The following is a 16,039-nucleotide window of genomic DNA, read 5'->3' as shown; positions in this document are numbered from 1 at the left end:
GCAGGTTGATGCCTCGGTGCGGCACAGAGCTAGGGCCGGGCCGCGAACCGTTCGAGCAGGTCCACGTGGCCGGAGACGATGAGCATGTCGCGGGAGGAAACCCTGGTGTCCGCGCGGGCATAGGTGAAGTCCTCGCCCGGGGACTTCACCCCCACCACCGTCACCCCGTATTTGGAACGCACGTTGGACTCTCCGAGGGTGAAGCCCTGGGTCTCGCGCGGCGGGTACATCTTCACGATCGCAAAGTCGTCGTCGAACTCGATGAAGTCCAGCATCCGCCCGCCCACCAGGTGAGCGGCGCGCCGGCCGGCGTCGGCCTCCGGATAAATGACGTGGTTGGCGCCGATCCGGGTGAGGATCTTGCCGTGCGCGGAGGTGATGGCCTTGACCCAGAGATGCTCGATACCCAGGTCCACCAGGTTAACGGTAATCAGCACGCTGGATTCGATGGAGGTACCCACGCCCACGACGGCGGAGGAAAAGTCCTGCGCGCCCAGCTGCTTGAGGGCGTCTATGTTGGTGGCATCGGCCTGGACCACATGGGTGAGAATGCCCGAGGCCTTCTGGACCAGGGCGGGATCCCGCTCGATGGCCAGAACCTCGCGGCCCTGCTTGACCAGCTGTTCGGCGGTGGCGGAGCCAAAGCGTCCCAGTCCAATCACCAGAACCGGAGCGTTGTGAGCTGGTCTGTCAGCCAATGATCGGCCTTTCTTCGGGGTAGTGGTAGAGGGTGCTGCGTTGCCGGATGGCCAGTGCTGCGGCCAAAGTGATCGTACCCACCCGGCCGGCGAACATGAGGGCGGACAGCAGGTACTTCCCTTCCGGGGGCAGCACTTCGCTCAGTCCAATACTCAGCCCGCAGGTGGCAAAGGCGGAAATTACCTCGAAGAGCACCGGCTGCAGTGTCTCCTCCGTAATGGCCAGCAGCGCAACAGTGGAAACGGCCACCATGGTGGCGCCGAGGATAACCACAGAGATGGCCACCCGCATGGCGCTGTAGGCAATGGTGCGGCCGAACGCCCGGACATCAGAATCACCCCGGGCCTCCGCCACGATGGCGAGAAAGATGACGGCCAACGTGGTGACCTTGATGCCGCCGGCCGTGGACGCAGACCCGCCGCCGGCAAACATCAGCATGTCAGTGATCAGCAGCGTGCTGGAATCCAGATCGGACATGTTCACCAGGCTGAAACCGCCGGAGCGGGTCATGACGGAGGCAAAGACCGAATGCAGAATCCGGTCCGCCACATTCATGTCTCCGATGGTGCGTGTGTTGAACCACTCGAAGGCCCCCCACAGAATGCTGCCGCCCACGAGCAGGATGCCGGTGACCAGCAGGGTGAGCTTGGTATGCAAGTTCCATTGACGAAGGTGCAGCTTGCTTTGCAGCAGGACCATGATGACCGGGAAGCCGAGGCTGCCGAGGAAAACCCCGGCCATCAGGGGAATCAGGATCCAGAGGTCCTCGTCATAGGGCACCAGGCCGTCCGAATGCGGAGTGAAGCCCGCGTTGTTGAAGGCGGACACCGAATAAAACACCGCATGCCAGATGGCCTGGCCCGCGGATTCACCCAGGATCATGAACCGCGGCGCCAGAATCACAGCCAGGATCAGCTCGATCGCCACGGTGGTGCTGACGACGATGCGGAGCAGGGAACCAACTTCACCCAGCCGGCCGGTGTTCATGCCTTCCTGTGCAATCAGCTTTCCGCGCACTCCGAGTCGCCGGTTAACGGCCAGAGCCAGCAGGGAGGCCATGGTCAGGATGCCCAAACCGCCCACTTGGATGGCGATCAGGATTAGGACCTGCCCAAAACCGGACCAGTGCGTGGCGGTGGAAACCACGGTGAGTCCGGTGACGCAGACGGCCGATACTGCAGTGAAGAGCGCATCATGCAGAGGAGTGACCTGCCCGGTGCTCGAGGAAGCCGGCAGGGACAGAAGCCCGGTGAACACCAGGATGACCAGGGCGAAGACGATCAGGGCCAGCCGGGCCGGCGAGCCGGCAGCGACTGCATCCACAAAGTCACGCAGGCCGGAGAACACTTTGGAGGGCTGCAGTTGCCGAAGCTGCCGCAGGCGTTCCCGGGGCTCCCGGTGCTGCCGGATGGTTGCCATATTCGTGCTTGTTTCCTTGGTGACAGGTGATTACGGGTTGGGCGCGCGGTGCTCAACAGTAGTACACCACCGATGCGGTGCCGAAGCAGCGGACCCGGGATACTCCCGCTGCGTACAAACTCCAAGTATCGCGCACATCGCGTAGCCTGTTCAGCATGATCAACCGCGGACTGAGTCTTCCGGTCATGCCAACCCGCATCATCTGGCACGAGTCCATGCTGGCCTACAACTTCGGTGCGGGCCATCCCATGAGTCCGCTGCGCCTGGACCTCACCGCCAGGCTTGCCCGCGAGCTGGGAATCTTCGACCTGCCGGGCGTGTCCGTGGGCGAGCCGTTCGTTGCCAGCGACGCTGAGCTGGGCACCGTACACGGCAGTGACTACATTGCCGGCGTCCGTGCCGTCAGCGCAGACCCCACGGCGACCAGCGAGAAGTTTGGGCTGGGAACCGAAGACAACCCCGCCTTTGCCGGCATCCACGAGGCCAGCGCCCGGCTGGCGGGCGGCTCCCTGGCAGCTGCGGACGCCATCCTGTCCGGAGAGGTGCTGCATGCGGTGAATTTTGGCGGCGGCATGCATCATGCCGCGGCCAGCCGCGCCTCCGGCTTCTGCATTTACAACGACGCCGCGGCCGCTATCGCCCGCCTGCTGGACAACGGTGTCAGCAAGGTCCTGTACATCGACGTCGACGCCCACCACGGAGACGGAACCCAGAGCATCTTCTGGAATGACCCGCGCGTCATGACCATTTCCCTGCACGAGACGGGCCTGACGCTGTTCCCCGGCACGGGCTTCGCCAACGAGACGGGCGGCCCCGGAGCAGAAGGAACCGCGGTCAATGTGGCGCTGCCGGCCCGGACGTCCGATGCCGGGTGGCTGCGGGCCTTCCACGCCGTGGTTCCGCAGCTCGCGGCTGCCTTTGAACCGGAAGTGATCGTCAGCCAGCACGGCTGCGACAGCCACCTCCATGATCCGCTGACCAACCTCCGCCTCAGTGTCGAAACCCAGCGGCAGGCGGCCCTCACCATTGCGGACCTTGCCAACACCATCTGCGGAGGCAGATGGATCGCCACAGGCGGGGGCGGCTACAACGTGGTGTCGGTGGTTCCGCGTTCCTGGAGCCTGCTGATGTCCGTGGCGGCCAACGGCAGGATCCGCAGCAACACACCGGTTCCGGAACCGTGGCGTAAGTATGTGAAGGAGCACTACGGAGAAGACTCCCCGCCGATGATGGGTGACGGCGTGGAACTCTGGTGGAGGTCCTGGGAAGTTGGTTATGATCCCAACGACGAGATTGACCGCACGGTGATGGCTACCCGCAAAGAGGTTTTTCCGCTGCACGGACTCGATCCCTGGTTTGATTAGCAGCGTGCGGCCGGGACGGGACGGGAACCTGCCCGAGTCCGCCAAAACCGGGCTTTCCCCGGGGAACGGATAAAGTGGGTGTCATGGTCATCGATGATGTTTTTGCGGTCATTGCGGAAGGCACCCGCCGTGAACTGCTGGGAGCGCTGCGCAGCGGAGACAAGTCCGTGGGCACACTCGTGGAAGAGCTGGAAGTCAGCCAGCCCACTGTGTCGAAGCACCTGAAGGTTCTCCGTGAGGCTGGTCTGGTCAGCATGCGGGCCGAGGGGCAAAAGCGCTATTATTCGCTGCAGACAGCTCCGCTGGAGGAGATTGTGCTGTGGCTGCGCGCCTTTGACCTGCCCTCGTTCTCGGCGGCATCCGCTGCAGACTCCCGGCTGGCGGCGTCCGTAACCGCGGGATCGGCAGTTGCGCCCTCACGTCAGGCAAGGCCGCTGTTCACCGGCCGGCCAGGGGCGCCGGATCCCCGTTCCGCAGCGGCGGTCTCAGCCGCCGCGCTGGAGCCCGGAAGTGCAGAGGCATCACCTCCCGTCGTGGATCCGGCCCTCGCACCCCATCTGGGCCGCACTGTGGGCAGGGCTGCGGAACGCGCCGCAGACCTGCTGGGGCAGTTCCCGAAGTTCCGGCGTCGCCGCTCCTAGCCCTTCTTTCGCCGTCACACATCGCAGGCACGGCGCGCAAACGCTAGCGTAGAAGAGGAAATACGCTAAGGAGCATCACACCATGGACCCAACACTCATCAGCGTCCGGGATGAAGTCTTTCGCCGCAATCCGGGCGAAACTGAATTCCATCAGGCGGTAGTCGAAGTTTTCGACAGTTTGGAGCCGGTGCTCCGGAAGCACCCTGAGTTCCGCGACGCCGCCATTCTGGAACGCATCTGTGAACCGGAACGCCAGATCATTTTCCGTGTTCCCTGGGTCGATGACAAAGGCCAGGTGCAAATCAACCGCGGTTTCCGAGTGGAGTTCAACTCGGCGCTCGGCCCGTTCAAGGGGGGCCTGCGGTTCCATCCCTCGGTCTACCTGGGCATCGTGAAGTTCCTCGGCTTCGAGCAGATTTTCAAGAATGCCCTGACCGGGATGCCCATCGGCGGCGGCAAAGGCGGATCCGATTTTGACCCGCGCGGCAAAACGGACGCCGAAGTCATGCGCTTCTGCCAGTCCTTCATGACCGAGCTTTACCGCCACATTGGCGAGTACACGGACGTCCCTGCGGGGGACATCGGTGTGGGTGGACGCGAAATCGGTTACCTGTTTGGCCAGTACAAGCGGATCACGAACCGATACGAGTCCGGCGTGCTGACCGGCAAAGGCACCAGCTGGGGCGGTTCGCTGGTACGGCCCGAGGCCACCGGCTTCGGCGTGGTGCTGTTCGTCGAGGAAATGCTCAAGACCCGCAGCCTGAGCCTGGACGGGCAGCGCGTCATTGTCTCCGGCTCCGGAAACGTGGCCATCAACGCCATCGCAAAAGCACAGTCACTCGGTGCAAACGTCATTGCATGTTCCGATTCCCAGGGTTACGTAGTGGATGAATCGGGCATTGATGTACCCCTGCTGCGCGAAGTGAAAGAGGTGGAGCGCGGCCGGATGACCGACTATGCCAAGCGCCGGGGCAGCTCAGCAACCTATGTTCCCGGCGGCTCCATCTGGGACGCCGGCGCCACAGTGGCCCTGCCCTGTGCCACGCAGAACGAGTTGAACGCCGGTGACGCCCGGACGCTGGTGAAATCCGGAGTCCTGGCAGTCGCAGAGGGCGCCAACATGCCCTGCACGCCCGAGGCCATTGAAATCTTCCAGGAAGCCGGCGTGCTGTTTGGTCCCGGCAAGGCTGCCAACGCCGGCGGCGTAGCCACCTCGGCGCTGGAAATGCAGCAGAACGCCAGCCGCGATTCATGGTCCTTCGAGCACACCGAACGCCGGCTGACCGAGATCATGGTCAACATTCACGACAACTGTGCGCAGACGGCGGAAAAGTACGGCTCACCCGGAAACTATGTGGTGGGGGCGAACATCAACGGTTTTGTCCGGGTGGCCGATGCCATGCTCGCCCAGGGCGTGATCTGAGCCCGGAGGCTCTCCGGCCGAAAGGATGGATTGGAGGCCTAAGATGGCCCGCCAACTTCACTGGGGTGACGTGAGACACTAGAGTGGAAGACCGGACAGCATTCCCTTGGCAGGCATCCGCGTCTGAGGACTCACCTGCCGTGCAGCTTGGTGGCTGCACATCAGCAAAGGAACAAAAGGCATATGGCAGACGAGGGCAATTTCTCGGACGTTCGGTTTCTGACCGTGTCGGAAGTCGCGGATGTCATGCGTGTGTCCAAGATGACCGTGTACCGGCTGGTGCACTCCGGCGAGCTGCCGGCCGTCCGTTTCGGGCGCTCCTACCGGGTGCCTGAATCCGCGGTGCAGCAGGTGCTTAAAAACGCCGTCGCGGACCGCCGAACAGACACCGCGTAGCGCTGTCACTGGATACCGCGGCGAGGCGGTACCCTGTTAAAGAACGTTTTACACCGTGGCAATTAACTGCCGGTGTCGACGCGCGGGTGCCAACGGTGCCGAAGCGTTGGAGCCGGCGTCTGACTATTTCAAGTTTGTGAGGACTCTGTGGGTTCAGTAATTAAGAAGCGCCGCAAGCGTATGGCAAAGAAGAAGCATCGTAAGCTGCTTCGCAAGACCCGCCACCAGCGTCGTAACAAGAAGTAACCAGGATCTTTCCTGGACAAACCCGCCGCCCCTTGGGCCGGCGGGTTTGTCATTTAACCAAAAGCCCCGGATGCGGCCGGAAGACTAGCGGGAGCGGACCCAGGAAAAACCGCGCCACAGGCCGTAAGCGCCTCCGGCCACCGTGGCACCTTTTAGCCCCAGGGTTGCGGCGCGCCGGCCGGACCGGAAGTCATAGATGGGCCAGTTGCGGTCCCGGGCATGGCGGCGCAGCCGGGCATCGGGGTTGATGGCCACGGGGTGGCCCACGATGCTCAGCAGGGGGACGTCGTTATAGGAATCGCTGTACGCCCAGCAATGCTGCAGATCGAGGTTTTCCTTTTCCGCGAGCACCCGCACGCCTTCGGCTTTGGCGGGGCCGTGGAGGAACTCGCCCACCAGGCGTCCGGTGTAGAGGCCGCCGTCGATTTCACTGACCGTTCCCAGGGCCCCGGTCAGGTGCAGCCGGTCAGCAATCACGGAGGCCACCTCCACGGGGGTCCCGGTGACGAGCCAGACCGGCCGGCCGGATTTCATATGCTGCTCGGTGAGAGCACGTGTTCCCGGCCAAATCTTGGATTCGATCATCTCGTCATAGACTTCTTCGCCCAGAATGCGGATGTCCGAGGCTGCCAGTCCGGTGGCCAGCGTCAGGGCGGCGTCGCGCACTGAGTGAACATCCTTGAGGTTCTCGCCCTGCAGCATAAACCGGAGCTGTTTGCGGGCAAAGCCGAACGCTTCGCGAAGCGTGAACACCCTGCGCTGGTACATCTTGCGCCCCACATGGAAAAGGCTTGCTCCGCGCATCAGAGTGTTGTCGACGTCGAAGAACGCAGCCTCGCCAGGTTTGACCGCCGGTGCCATGGGCTCGACGGCTCGTACTGCGGTGGTTCTGGGCATACCCCGAGTCTACGCAAAAAGTTGGTCCGAACGGCCCGTGACTAAAAGCGGCATGAGAAATGGATCGAGCGGCTAATTTAGATGTATGACTTCTTCACCGGCTGCTCCGGACCTGCTGCTGCTTACCCGCCCGGGGTGCCATTTGTGTGCCGATGCGCGCAAGGTGCTGGAACGAATCAGCAGGGATTTGTCCATTGAGTGGCGCGAACAGTCCATTGAAGGCGATGCGGATCTGACGTCCCGGTTCGGCGAAGAGATTCCCGTGCTGATGATCGACGGCGTGCAGCGGGACTTCTGGCAGCTGGACGAGGCGAGGATCCGCCGTCTCCTGGAAGACGGGTGGCCCGGGCTTCGTCCGGACTCCCGCCGGGCATAGAGTGGAAATCCACCGACGGATAGAGACTTTGTGAGCAATTCTGAGGAACCCGCACCGGCAGGAGCAGTTGTCCACCGGCACATTCCGCCTGCCTCCCTGGCCCGGCTCACCATTTACCTGCGGGCGCTGGGCGCGCTGCTGGCGGAGGGCGTGGAGCGCGTCTCCTCCGATGAACTGGCGGCAGCGGCGGGAGTCAACTCTCCAAAACTGCGCAAAGACCTGTCCTACTTGGGCTCCTACGGAACCCGCGGCGTGGGATATGAGGTCTCCTACCTGAGCGACCAGATCTCAGCTGCGCTGGGGCTGACGCGCAATTGGCGGGTTGCCATCATAGGCGCCGGAAACCTCGGCAAGGCGCTGGCAGGGTATCCGGGGTTCGGATCGCGCGGCTTCGAAGTGGTGGCCCTGTTAGACGCCGACCAAATGGTCATAGGGCAGGAAGTTGGCTGGCTGCGGGTGAGCCCCGTCAGGGATTTGGGAGCCGTGGTTCACCGTACGCGGGCCAACATGGCGGTGCTGGCTGTTCCCGCCGAGGTGGCCCAGGAACTGTGTGACAGCGTTATCGCAAGCGGCATTACCAGCATCCTGAGCTTCGCGCCCGTGGTGCTCCAGGTTCCGGATCACGTTCAGCTGCGCAAGGTGGACATGGCCACCGAACTTCAGATCCTGGCCTACCACGCCCAGCGGGCCCAAGCCTCGGATATAGCGGCGCAGGCGCGGGCCCGGCTGGCCACCTAGTAACGGAGCCGCCGTCGCGGTTCCGGGTCAGGGCTCGCCGAGATACTGGCTCCGCCTGGGCCGGAAGTACCTGGCGCAGTCCCGCCGGTACAGCAGCGCCAGGCCCAGGGCGGCCACCAGCAGTGCAACCGTCTGGGGAACCACGGCGTTGAGGACGGCCCAGACCAGTGCCGAGGCAACCAGGACCGAGGCTCCGATGCGAGCCCAGTTCCGTCCTTCCCGAATCATGGAGGCGAACAGCAGATAGAGGCCGAAGACCACAAGCGTGGCAGCCAAGGTGACGAATTGCAGAACCGCTGCGTATTCGCCGGTGTCAACACCCAGCTCTCCCAGTTGGACTACGAGAGGCGGCAGCTCGGTGACGGGTGCCCGGCTCGCCTGCACACCGCTGATGAGGCTGATGCAGCCAGCCAGCATGATCAGGGCAAAGGCCACCCGGACGGCACGCGGCCGCGGCCCCTTCCATTCGCTATAGGGAATACGGGCAGGCAAAGCAGGAGCGGGGACCGCAGAGGGCATATCAGGAACCACCACACCGGCCAGCTCTCTGTGCCTGGGTGCCGGCGGCGCCGGATATTCTTTCGTGGGCCGGGCAGCGGACTCCGGCTCGCTGCCGGGTTCCCCGGGGCCGGATCGCGCCGTTCGGATGCGTGCAGTGACCAATGCTCGCACCTTGGTGCCCAGGGTGGAAACACGGGTTTTTTGTGGATTGGGGGAAGCAGGAAGGGAACTCATCGCGGGTGCCGCCTTCGTCCAAAGGGATACGCTCTCCGCGCCTGGATGGGCTGCCCATCCCAGCGGGAGATCAAACGCTACGCGGCTTCCCTGCTGTTGTGACCACTGCAGGCCCTCTCCGGGAGGCCCGGGCACCAAAAAAGCCGGTCCGTGGAAACGGTCCGGCTTTTTTGGTGCGTGCCGCCTCGGCAGCGGCTGCCTTGGAGGTCCGTCAGTAGGGCCCGAAACGCGGCTGACTGCGGAAATATGGCTGCGACGCAGGGCGGTACAGCATGAAAATGCCGGCGATTCCGGCCAATGAGCCCAGCATGTTCAGCAGGTTCAGCGGCGAGGAGAAGGCGATTCCGGTCACCAGTGAAAGCAGGAGCCCGACGGCGGATATCGCCGCGAACACCGTGGCAACAATCCTTGCCCAGTTCTTGCCCTTGCGGATCAGGACGGCAAGCAGGACGTAGATCAGCAGGGCGATCGCCGCCATCACCACACCGACCGTCACGAACGAACTTCGCATCAGCTCCGCGGTGACACCTGCGTCCTCCATGACCCGGCGGTCTTCGGGAGGAAGCGTGGCCAGGGGATCGTCGGCGGTGGAGAGCACCGTGATAATCGTGGACAGGAAGGTCACGATGCCGGCCGCGATGATGAGCCAGAAGCCGGTCATAACCTCGCGGGGCGCAGGCCCTTTGGCACCCGGAACCGGCCCGCCTGATCCCGGATACGCATATCCGGAGGGCTGCGGTGCCTGGTAGCCGTAAGGGCTTTGCGGCTGGCCGTAGGGCTGTCCGTACGGCTGCTGTCCATAGGGCTGGCCATATGGGGAGGAATGCTGCCCGGGCTGATTGGCGGATCCCGGCTGGCCATAGGCAGGGTACGGCTGGTCCTGCCCGTACTGGGGCTGCTGGGGCAGCCGCTGTCCGTATTTGGGCTGGTCATCCGCCGGACCGGGATTTGGTGGAACGAACGGATCGTGCGGATCCGGATTATTCGGTGGGGTACTCATCGCCGCCTGCTTGCTCGTTGGTGCGGGTACTGCTCCCTGCAAAGGACCGACCGGCAGGAAAGCAGTAATCGGTTCCCTTCCAGCCTATCCCGGGGCATAAACGACGGACACCCCGGCCCGAAGGCCAGGGTGTCCGCTGCGGCCCGCCGGAGCGGGATCAATGTCCTGGTTAGGCTGCGGCCACGAAGGCTGCGTCAACGCTGATGGTCACCTTGTCACCGACAAGGACGCCGCCGGTTTCCAGAGCGGCATTCCAGGTCAGGCCGAAGTCCTTGCGGCTGATGACGGTGGAACCGGAGAAGCCGGCGCGGGTGGCGCCGAAGGGATCCACGGCTACGCCGTTGAACTCGGTGTCCAGGACCACCGGACGGGTAATGCCCTTGATTGTGAGGTCGCCGGACACCCGGTAGGTTTCACCGGAGCCCTCGATGCCGGTGACGGTGAAGGTCAGTTCGGGGAACTGCTCGACGTCGAAGAAGTCGGCGCCCTTGACATGGCCGTCGCGGTTGGCGTCATTCGAGTTGAAGGAAGCTGACTGGATGACGGCGTTGATGGCGGAATCCTCAAGTGAGGGCCCGATTTCCATCACGGCGGTGACGTCGTCAAAGTTGCCGCGCACCTTGCTGATGCCCGCGTGGCGGACAGTGAAACCGATCTCGCTGTGCGAGCCGTCGAGGGTCCAGGTACCGGTGGTGAGTCCGCTGGGGATCATGATGTGCTCCTGCTGCTGGTAGGTATCGGGGCGGTGCCCCGCTGCATGTCCATGCATTTGCATCAACTATCGCACGGTTTAGTTCAAGCTTCAAGCATTGTGACGAATTTAGTCCTGCGCACTCTCTCTGCGAAACTTAGGAACATGTCGCGTGCCTCGATCCACCTCGTCCGCCATGGAGAAGTCTTCAACCCCGACGGAGTCCTTTATGGACGCCTTCCGGAGTTTCACCTGTCGGAGCTGGGCCAGCAGATGGCCCGCCGTGTCGCCGGATACTTTGAGGCGCAGAAGAACGACGGCGCCAAGCTGGTTCATCTGGTGGCCTCACCGCTGACCCGGGCGCAGGAGACCGCCGCACCGATCGCCGCTTCCCTGGGGCTGGATATCACCACCGACGAGCGCATCCTGGAAGCAACCAACAAGTTCGAAGGGCTCTCCGGCGTCACCAGCCGGCTGCGCAACCCAAAATACTGGCCGCTGATGTACAACCCCTTCAAGCCGTCCTGGGGTGAACCGTATGCCGCCCAGGCCGAGCGGGTCATGGCTGCGGTGACGGATGCACGGCTGCGCGCCACCGAGCTCGGCGGGGACCGCGCCGAAGCCGTGCTGGTCAGCCACCAGCTGCCCATCTGGGTCACCCGGCTGTCCGCCGAGGGCCGCAAACTCTGGCATGATCCGCGCAACCGCCAGTGCACCCTTACCTCGGTAACCTCCCTGGATTTCGACGGCGACACCCTCATTGGTGTCCGGTACGCAGAGCCCTCCGCCGACCTTCTCCCCGGTGCAGCGAACATCCCGGGAGCATAATAGAATTACTACGCGTTGTAGAAGTGGCCCCCCTGCCGCGATGAAAGCTGGAAATAGTTGAAGAATCCTCAGAGCACTCCCCAGCCGGATGCCATGCGCCGCCGCTCCTTCCTGAAGCTGGGCGCCGGCCTGGCCCTCGGCGTGCCCGCAGTGGCGGCAGCATCGGGCTGCGCGGTGGAGGATCCGCTGGCAGCGCAGGCCAAAGCGGGGGACAACAAGAACTACATCGCCGGTGACGGCTCAGTCACCGAATATGCGTCAGACCAGCGCGGCGAGCCCGTACAGCTGGAAGGCACCCTGTTTGACGGCACCACCGTCTCGTCGTCGGAGTTTGCCGGCAGCGTGGTGGTGCTGAACTTCTGGTACGCCGCCTGTGCGCCCTGCCGTAAGGAAGCTCCGGATCTGGTGGAACTTCACGACACGTTCGAACCCGAGGGGGCACGCTTCTTCGGAGTGAACATCAGGGATGAACGCAATACTGCGGAAGCCTTTGAACGGTCGTTCAGCATTCCCTATCCCAGCTTCCAGGACAAGGACGGCGGAATCCTGCTGGCCATGACCCAGTTCGTGCCGCCGTCGGCCGTTCCCACCACGCTGGTCCTGGACCGCGAAGGCCGCGTGGCTGCGCGCATCCTGGGCCTGGCGGACAAGGGCACCTTGAAGGCCTTGATCTCCGACGCGCTGGCAGCTTAGCCGGCATGCTTCCCTCAGCCCTCGCCGCGGGTGTGCCTACCGCCAATGTTTTCGCCGAAACCATCCTGAACGGATCCATGCTGCTGGCCATTCCCGTGGCAGCCCTGGCCGGGCTGGTGTCGTTCCTGTCTCCGTGCGTTCTGCCGCTGGTTCCCGGCTACCTGGGCTACGTCACCGGCCTGACCGGTGTTGACCTCCAGAAGCAGCGCCGCGGACGGATGCTGGTAGGGATCGGCCTGTTCGTGCTCGGTTTTTCCGCCGTCTTTGTCATCATCGGTGCCGGGGTGGGCCAACTGGGCGGCTGGCTGCGCGGTGCGGACCAGGCCTGGATTCCGCAGGTCCTCGGCGCAGCCATCATCGTCCTGGGCATTGTCTTCATGGGTGGCCTGAGCTGGTTCCAGCGGGACCGGAAGATCACCGCCCGCCCGCCGGCCGGGCTGTGGGGCGCGCCGCTGCTGGGCATCACGTTCGGACTGGGGTGGGCCCCCTGCCTTGGCCCCACACTCTCGGCCGTGCAGCTGCTGTCCTTCTCCGGAGATGATGCCACCGCCGCCAAGGGCGCGTTCCTGACTTTCATCTATTGCCTCGGACTTGGCCTTCCGTTCCTGCTGATCGCTCTCGGATTCCGGCGCGGCATGGGCGCCCTTGGTGTCTTCCGCCGCCACCGGCTTGCACTGCAGCGTTTCGGCGGCGGAATGCTGATCGCACTCGGTGTCCTGATGATCACAGGAGTCTGGAACATTTGGATCAACAATCTCCAAGGTTGGTTGGATAGTGTGACCCTGCCGATCTGATGACAATGCCGTTGACAAAAGACCAAGGACTGCCGGAGCCCCTGCCCGGCACAAGCCCCCTTCAAAGAACCATGAGAGCCAGTTGAAGCGCGAACCGGAAGTTTTGACCGAAGCCGAGAACAACGGCGCAAGTGCCTCCGGCGTGCCCGGCGGCGGCAAGGGCGGGCGGAAAGGCCCCGGCGGCAAAGGCTCCGCCGGAGACGTCCAGCTGCCGTCCCTCGGGCCGCTGGGCATGGTTCGCTGGGCCTGGACCCAGCTCACCAGCATGCGCACCGCACTGTTCCTGCTGCTGCTGCTGGCCGTCGCCGCGGTGCCCGGATCGCTGTTTCCGCAGCGGCCGGCCAACCCCGCCGTCGTCACGCAGTACCTGAAGGACAACCCGGACACCGGCCCCTGGCTGGACCGGCTGCAGCTCTTCGACGTGTACTCGTCCGTCTGGTTCTCGGCGATTTACCTGCTGCTGTTCATCTCCCTGATTGGCTGCGTCATTCCGCGCGCCAAGGCACACTACCGCGCCATGCGCTCCAAGCCGCCGCGCACCCCCAAGCGGCTGTCCCGGCTGCCGGAGTACGGCACCTTGGCTGTGCCGGCGTCGTCGGGCCTCACCGCTGCCGCCGCCGTCAAGGAGGCCGCACAGCTGCTGCGCAAGCGCGGCTACCGGGTGGATGTCCGGGACCTGGATACCGACCGTCCCTCCGTCGGAGCGGAACGCGGCTTCGCGAAGGAAATTGGAAACCTGGTGTTCCACACTGCCCTGATCGGCGTGCTGATCTGCATTGCCATCGGCGGGCTCTTTGGCTACAGCGGCCAGAAGGTGGTGGTGGAGGGGGAGTCCTTCGTCAACACCCTGGTGGGCTATGACTCGTTCACCCCGGGCACCAGCTTCACCGAGGAACAGCTGGCGCCCTATTCGCTGACGCTGGACGAGTTCAACGTCCGGTTCGACCGCGAGTCGCCCACCCACTACGGCCAGCCCCTGGACTTCACCGCCGAAATGACGGTCAAGGACAGCCCGGATGCTGCGGAGCATACTGAAACGCTCAAGGTCAACGCTCCGCTGACCATCGGCGGCAGCCGTGTCTACCTGGTCGGCAACGGCTATGCTCCCGTCGTCACCGTGCGCGACGGCGATGGCAACATCGCACTGCAGGGGCCCGTGGTCTCCGTCCCCAGCGACGGCATGTACACGTCCCTGATGGTGATCAAGGCTCCGGATGCCAAGCCGGACCAGCTCGGTTTCGTGGGCTTCTTCCTGCCCACCGCCATGCTTGATGAACAGGGCGTGTCCTACTCCGGAGACCCCGATCCGATCAATCCGCAGCTCAACCTCAATGCGTACTACGGCGACCTTGGCCTGGATGACGGCGTGCCCAGCAACGTGTATGTCCTGGACACCGAGGACCTCACGGAAATCAACAGCCGCAACCTGGATGCCGGCGGCATTGTCCTGGGTGTTGGGGAAACCTATGAGCTGCCCGAGGGCAAGGGCTCCATCAGCTTTGACAGCATCAAGCGCTACGCTGCCCTGGACATCCACTACGATCCGGCGAAAATCTGGGTTCTGGTCTTCGCCACCCTCTCCCTCACGGGCCTGGCCGCTTCACTGTTCCTTGCCCGGCGCCGCGTTTGGGTCCGCACCGGCACCCATGCCGACGGGCGGATCATGGTCGAATACGGGCTCCTGGCCCGAGGCGAGGACCAGCGCCTGTCCACTGAGGCTGCCGCCGTCCGCGATCTGCTGCAGAAGCAGTGGTTGGCGGGCACCGGCTCAGTGGAGGACAATGGCGCGGGGGAAGCATCTGCTCCGGGCTCCGGACAGCACACGACAGACCGGGACACAGAGCCCGGAGCATCAGCGGACAGCAGTGCCGCGCAGAAGAAGGAAACAGGTAAGGACTCGTAATGCCCTCCATTGACTACGCCCTCGCTGAGTACAGCGAGCTGTTCATGCTGTTGGCGGCGTTCGCCTATACGGTGGCGTTCCTTGCCTTCACCTGGGACCTCGCCAAGAGCAGCAAAACCATCCAGGCCGTGGAATCCAAGCTCTCCGAGCAGAAGGCCGGGGCGCCGGTACCGGCCCATGCCGGTGCATCCGCCCGCTCGGGCCGCGCCGGATCGGACACATATCTGGCGGACGGCAACGTACGCGGCTGGGATACCGACGGCACAGCTGCCGACGGCGGTGCCGTGGCCCAGACAGCCGACGCCTCCATGGGCTACGTCGGAGCGAGACGGAACACCGCGCGCGTCGGCGTTGCACTGACCATCCTTGGCGCCTTGATCCACACCGCTGCCGTGGTTACCCGAGGGCTCGCCGCCCACCGGGTGCCCTGGGGCAACATGTACGAGTTCTGCACCACCGGCGCCCTCGTAGTGGCCATCGTGTTCCTGCTGGTGCTGCTCAAGCGGGACCTCCGCTTCCTTGGCACCTTTGTGTTGGCTCTGATCCTGACCATGATGATGGTTGCGACCATTGGCTTCCCGACGCCGGTAGCCCACCTGATTCCGGCGCTGCAAAGCTACTGGCTCATCATTCACGTGTCGGTCGCCGTCATTGCTTCCGCGCTCTTCACACTGACCTTCGCCATGTCCGTCCTGCAGCTGCTGCAGGCGGACCGCGAGTCCAAGATTCGCGCCGGCGGCACCTCCAAGCTCACGTTCCTGCGGATTGTCCCCTCCGCCCAGGCCCTGGAGAACTTCGCTTACCGCATCAACGCCGTGGCCTTCGTGCTGTGGACCTTCACCCTCATGGCAGGGTCCGTCTGGGCCGAGCAGGCCTGGGGTCGGTACTGGGGCTGGGACACCAAGGAAGTCTGGACCTTCGTGATCTGGGTCGTGTATGCCGGCTACCTGCATGCCCGTGCCACCCGCGGCTGGACCGGCACCCGTGCCGCCTGGCTCTCGATCGTCGGCTACCTGTGCGTGGTCTTCAACTTCACGATCGTCAACGTCTTCTTCGCCGGCCTGCACAGCTACTCCGGCGTCTAATGCAATGACCGGCGTCTAACGCACTGACCGGCTTCGGCCGCTAAAAACCCGCCCTCCGGTTCGCCGGGTGGCGGGTTTTTTGTTGCCCGTCGAGTGTCCCGTTCCTGCCGC

18 protein-coding genes are annotated in these 16,039 nt (G+C 64.1%); 12 read left to right on the top strand and 6 right to left on the bottom strand.

What is annotated here, in order from left to right:
• Window positions 1-29 precede the first annotated feature (29 nt).
• Together CXR03_RS03200 and CXR03_RS03195 are read right to left on the bottom strand one after the other, a co-directional pair.
• Window positions 30-698: a TrkA family potassium uptake protein gene (locus CXR03_RS03200; RefSeq protein ID WP_104101885.1), complete on the bottom strand. Its 669-nt coding sequence runs from the start codon at window positions 696-698 to the stop codon at window positions 30-32.
• The gene (locus CXR03_RS03195) at window positions 691-2,118 is read right to left on the bottom strand and encodes a TrkH family potassium uptake protein (protein ID WP_104101884.1); all 1,428 of its coding nucleotides are present in this window, start codon (window positions 2,116-2,118) and stop codon (window positions 691-693) included. Before CXR03_RS03195 ends, CXR03_RS03200 begins: the two co-directional genes overlap by 8 nt.
• 155 nt (window positions 2,119-2,273) lie before the next feature.
• Between CXR03_RS03195 and CXR03_RS03190 the strand changes: the two genes are divergently transcribed.
• From CXR03_RS03190 to CXR03_RS03170, 5 genes are all read left to right on the top strand, one after another.
• Entirely contained in the window at window positions 2,274-3,482 is a 1,209-nt protein-coding gene (locus CXR03_RS03190) for an acetoin utilization protein AcuC (protein ID WP_237685642.1), read from the top strand.
• An 83-nt stretch (window positions 3,483-3,565) separates the two neighbouring features.
• On the top strand, window positions 3,566-4,123 hold the full coding sequence (locus CXR03_RS03185) for a helix-turn-helix transcriptional regulator (RefSeq protein ID WP_104102780.1): 558 nt from the start codon (window positions 3,566-3,568) through the stop codon (window positions 4,121-4,123).
• An 82-nt stretch (window positions 4,124-4,205) separates the two neighbouring features.
• Window positions 4,206-5,546, top strand: a complete 1,341-nt coding sequence (gdhA, locus tag CXR03_RS03180) for an NADP-specific glutamate dehydrogenase (RefSeq protein ID WP_104101882.1) — start codon at window positions 4,206-4,208, stop codon at window positions 5,544-5,546.
• Window positions 5,547-5,729: 183 nt separating this feature from the next.
• Window positions 5,730-5,942, top strand: a complete 213-nt coding sequence (locus CXR03_RS03175) for a helix-turn-helix domain-containing protein (protein WP_104053065.1) — start codon at window positions 5,730-5,732, stop codon at window positions 5,940-5,942.
• Between the two features lie 147 nt (window positions 5,943-6,089).
• Window positions 6,090-6,188, top strand: coding sequence for an AURKAIP1/COX24 domain-containing protein (locus CXR03_RS03170; protein ID WP_003792170.1), 99 nt, complete (start codon window positions 6,090-6,092; stop codon window positions 6,186-6,188).
• 84 nt (window positions 6,189-6,272) lie between these two features.
• Here CXR03_RS03170 and CXR03_RS03165 read toward each other — a convergent pair whose 3' ends face one another.
• Window positions 6,273-7,085 (bottom strand): HAD family phosphatase, encoded by an 813-nt coding sequence (locus tag CXR03_RS03165; RefSeq protein ID WP_104101881.1) that lies wholly within the window; start codon window positions 7,083-7,085, stop codon window positions 6,273-6,275.
• A gap of 85 nt (window positions 7,086-7,170) precedes the next feature.
• On the opposite strand from CXR03_RS03165, the gene CXR03_RS03160 reads away from it, so the two are divergent.
• Window positions 7,171-7,461, top strand: coding sequence for a glutaredoxin family protein (locus CXR03_RS03160; RefSeq protein WP_104101879.1), 291 nt, complete (start codon window positions 7,171-7,173; stop codon window positions 7,459-7,461).
• Window positions 7,462-7,491: 30 nt separating this feature from the next.
• Window positions 7,492-8,199, top strand: a complete 708-nt coding sequence (locus tag CXR03_RS03155) for a redox-sensing transcriptional repressor Rex (protein ID WP_104101878.1) — start codon at window positions 7,492-7,494, stop codon at window positions 8,197-8,199.
• A 27-nt stretch (window positions 8,200-8,226) separates the two neighbouring features.
• On the opposite strand, the gene CXR03_RS18105 is transcribed toward CXR03_RS03155, so the two are convergent.
• The 3 genes from CXR03_RS18105 to CXR03_RS03140 form a co-directional block, all read right to left on the bottom strand.
• Entirely contained in the window at window positions 8,227-8,934 is a 708-nt protein-coding gene (locus tag CXR03_RS18105) for a hypothetical protein (protein ID WP_146070446.1), read from the bottom strand.
• A gap of 211 nt (window positions 8,935-9,145) precedes the next feature.
• On the bottom strand, window positions 9,146-9,934 hold the full coding sequence (locus CXR03_RS03145) for a hypothetical protein (protein ID WP_104101875.1): 789 nt from the start codon (window positions 9,932-9,934) through the stop codon (window positions 9,146-9,148).
• Window positions 9,935-10,103: 169 nt separating this feature from the next.
• Window positions 10,104-10,649 carry a YceI family protein gene (locus CXR03_RS03140; protein WP_104053702.1) on the bottom strand — a complete coding sequence of 182 codons (546 nt, stop codon included), beginning with the start codon at window positions 10,647-10,649 and terminating at the stop codon, window positions 10,104-10,106.
• 141 nt (window positions 10,650-10,790) lie between these two features.
• On the opposite strand from CXR03_RS03140, the gene CXR03_RS03135 reads away from it, so the two are divergent.
• From CXR03_RS03135 to ccsB, 5 genes are all read left to right on the top strand, one after another.
• Window positions 10,791-11,453 (top strand): histidine phosphatase family protein, encoded by a 663-nt coding sequence (locus CXR03_RS03135; RefSeq protein WP_104101873.1) that lies wholly within the window; start codon window positions 10,791-10,793, stop codon window positions 11,451-11,453.
• Window positions 11,454-11,546: 93 nt separating this feature from the next.
• Window positions 11,547-12,146, top strand: a complete 600-nt coding sequence (locus CXR03_RS03130; protein ID WP_104053701.1) for a TlpA disulfide reductase family protein — start codon at window positions 11,547-11,549, stop codon at window positions 12,144-12,146.
• Between the two features lie 5 nt (window positions 12,147-12,151).
• On the top strand, window positions 12,152-12,940 hold the full coding sequence (locus tag CXR03_RS03125) for a cytochrome c biogenesis CcdA family protein (protein WP_258073466.1): 789 nt from the start codon (window positions 12,152-12,154) through the stop codon (window positions 12,938-12,940).
• 232 nt (window positions 12,941-13,172) lie between these two features.
• Window positions 13,173-14,843: a cytochrome c biogenesis protein ResB gene (locus CXR03_RS03120; RefSeq protein WP_104102779.1), complete on the top strand. Its 1,671-nt coding sequence runs from the start codon at window positions 13,173-13,175 to the stop codon at window positions 14,841-14,843.
• Entirely contained in the window at window positions 14,843-15,928 is a 1,086-nt protein-coding gene (gene ccsB / locus CXR03_RS03115) for a c-type cytochrome biogenesis protein CcsB (RefSeq protein WP_104101871.1), read from the top strand. The genes CXR03_RS03120 and ccsB overlap by 1 nt, the downstream gene beginning before the upstream one ends.
• Window positions 15,929-16,039: the final 111 nt, after the last annotated feature.

Origin of the sequence: Arthrobacter sp. 08Y14 (assembly GCF_002929455.1) — a bacterium.
Lineage (GTDB): Bacteria > Actinomycetota > Actinomycetes > Actinomycetales > Micrococcaceae > Arthrobacter_B > Arthrobacter_B sunyaminii.
This window is presented reverse-complemented; position numbering and strand designations above follow the sequence as displayed.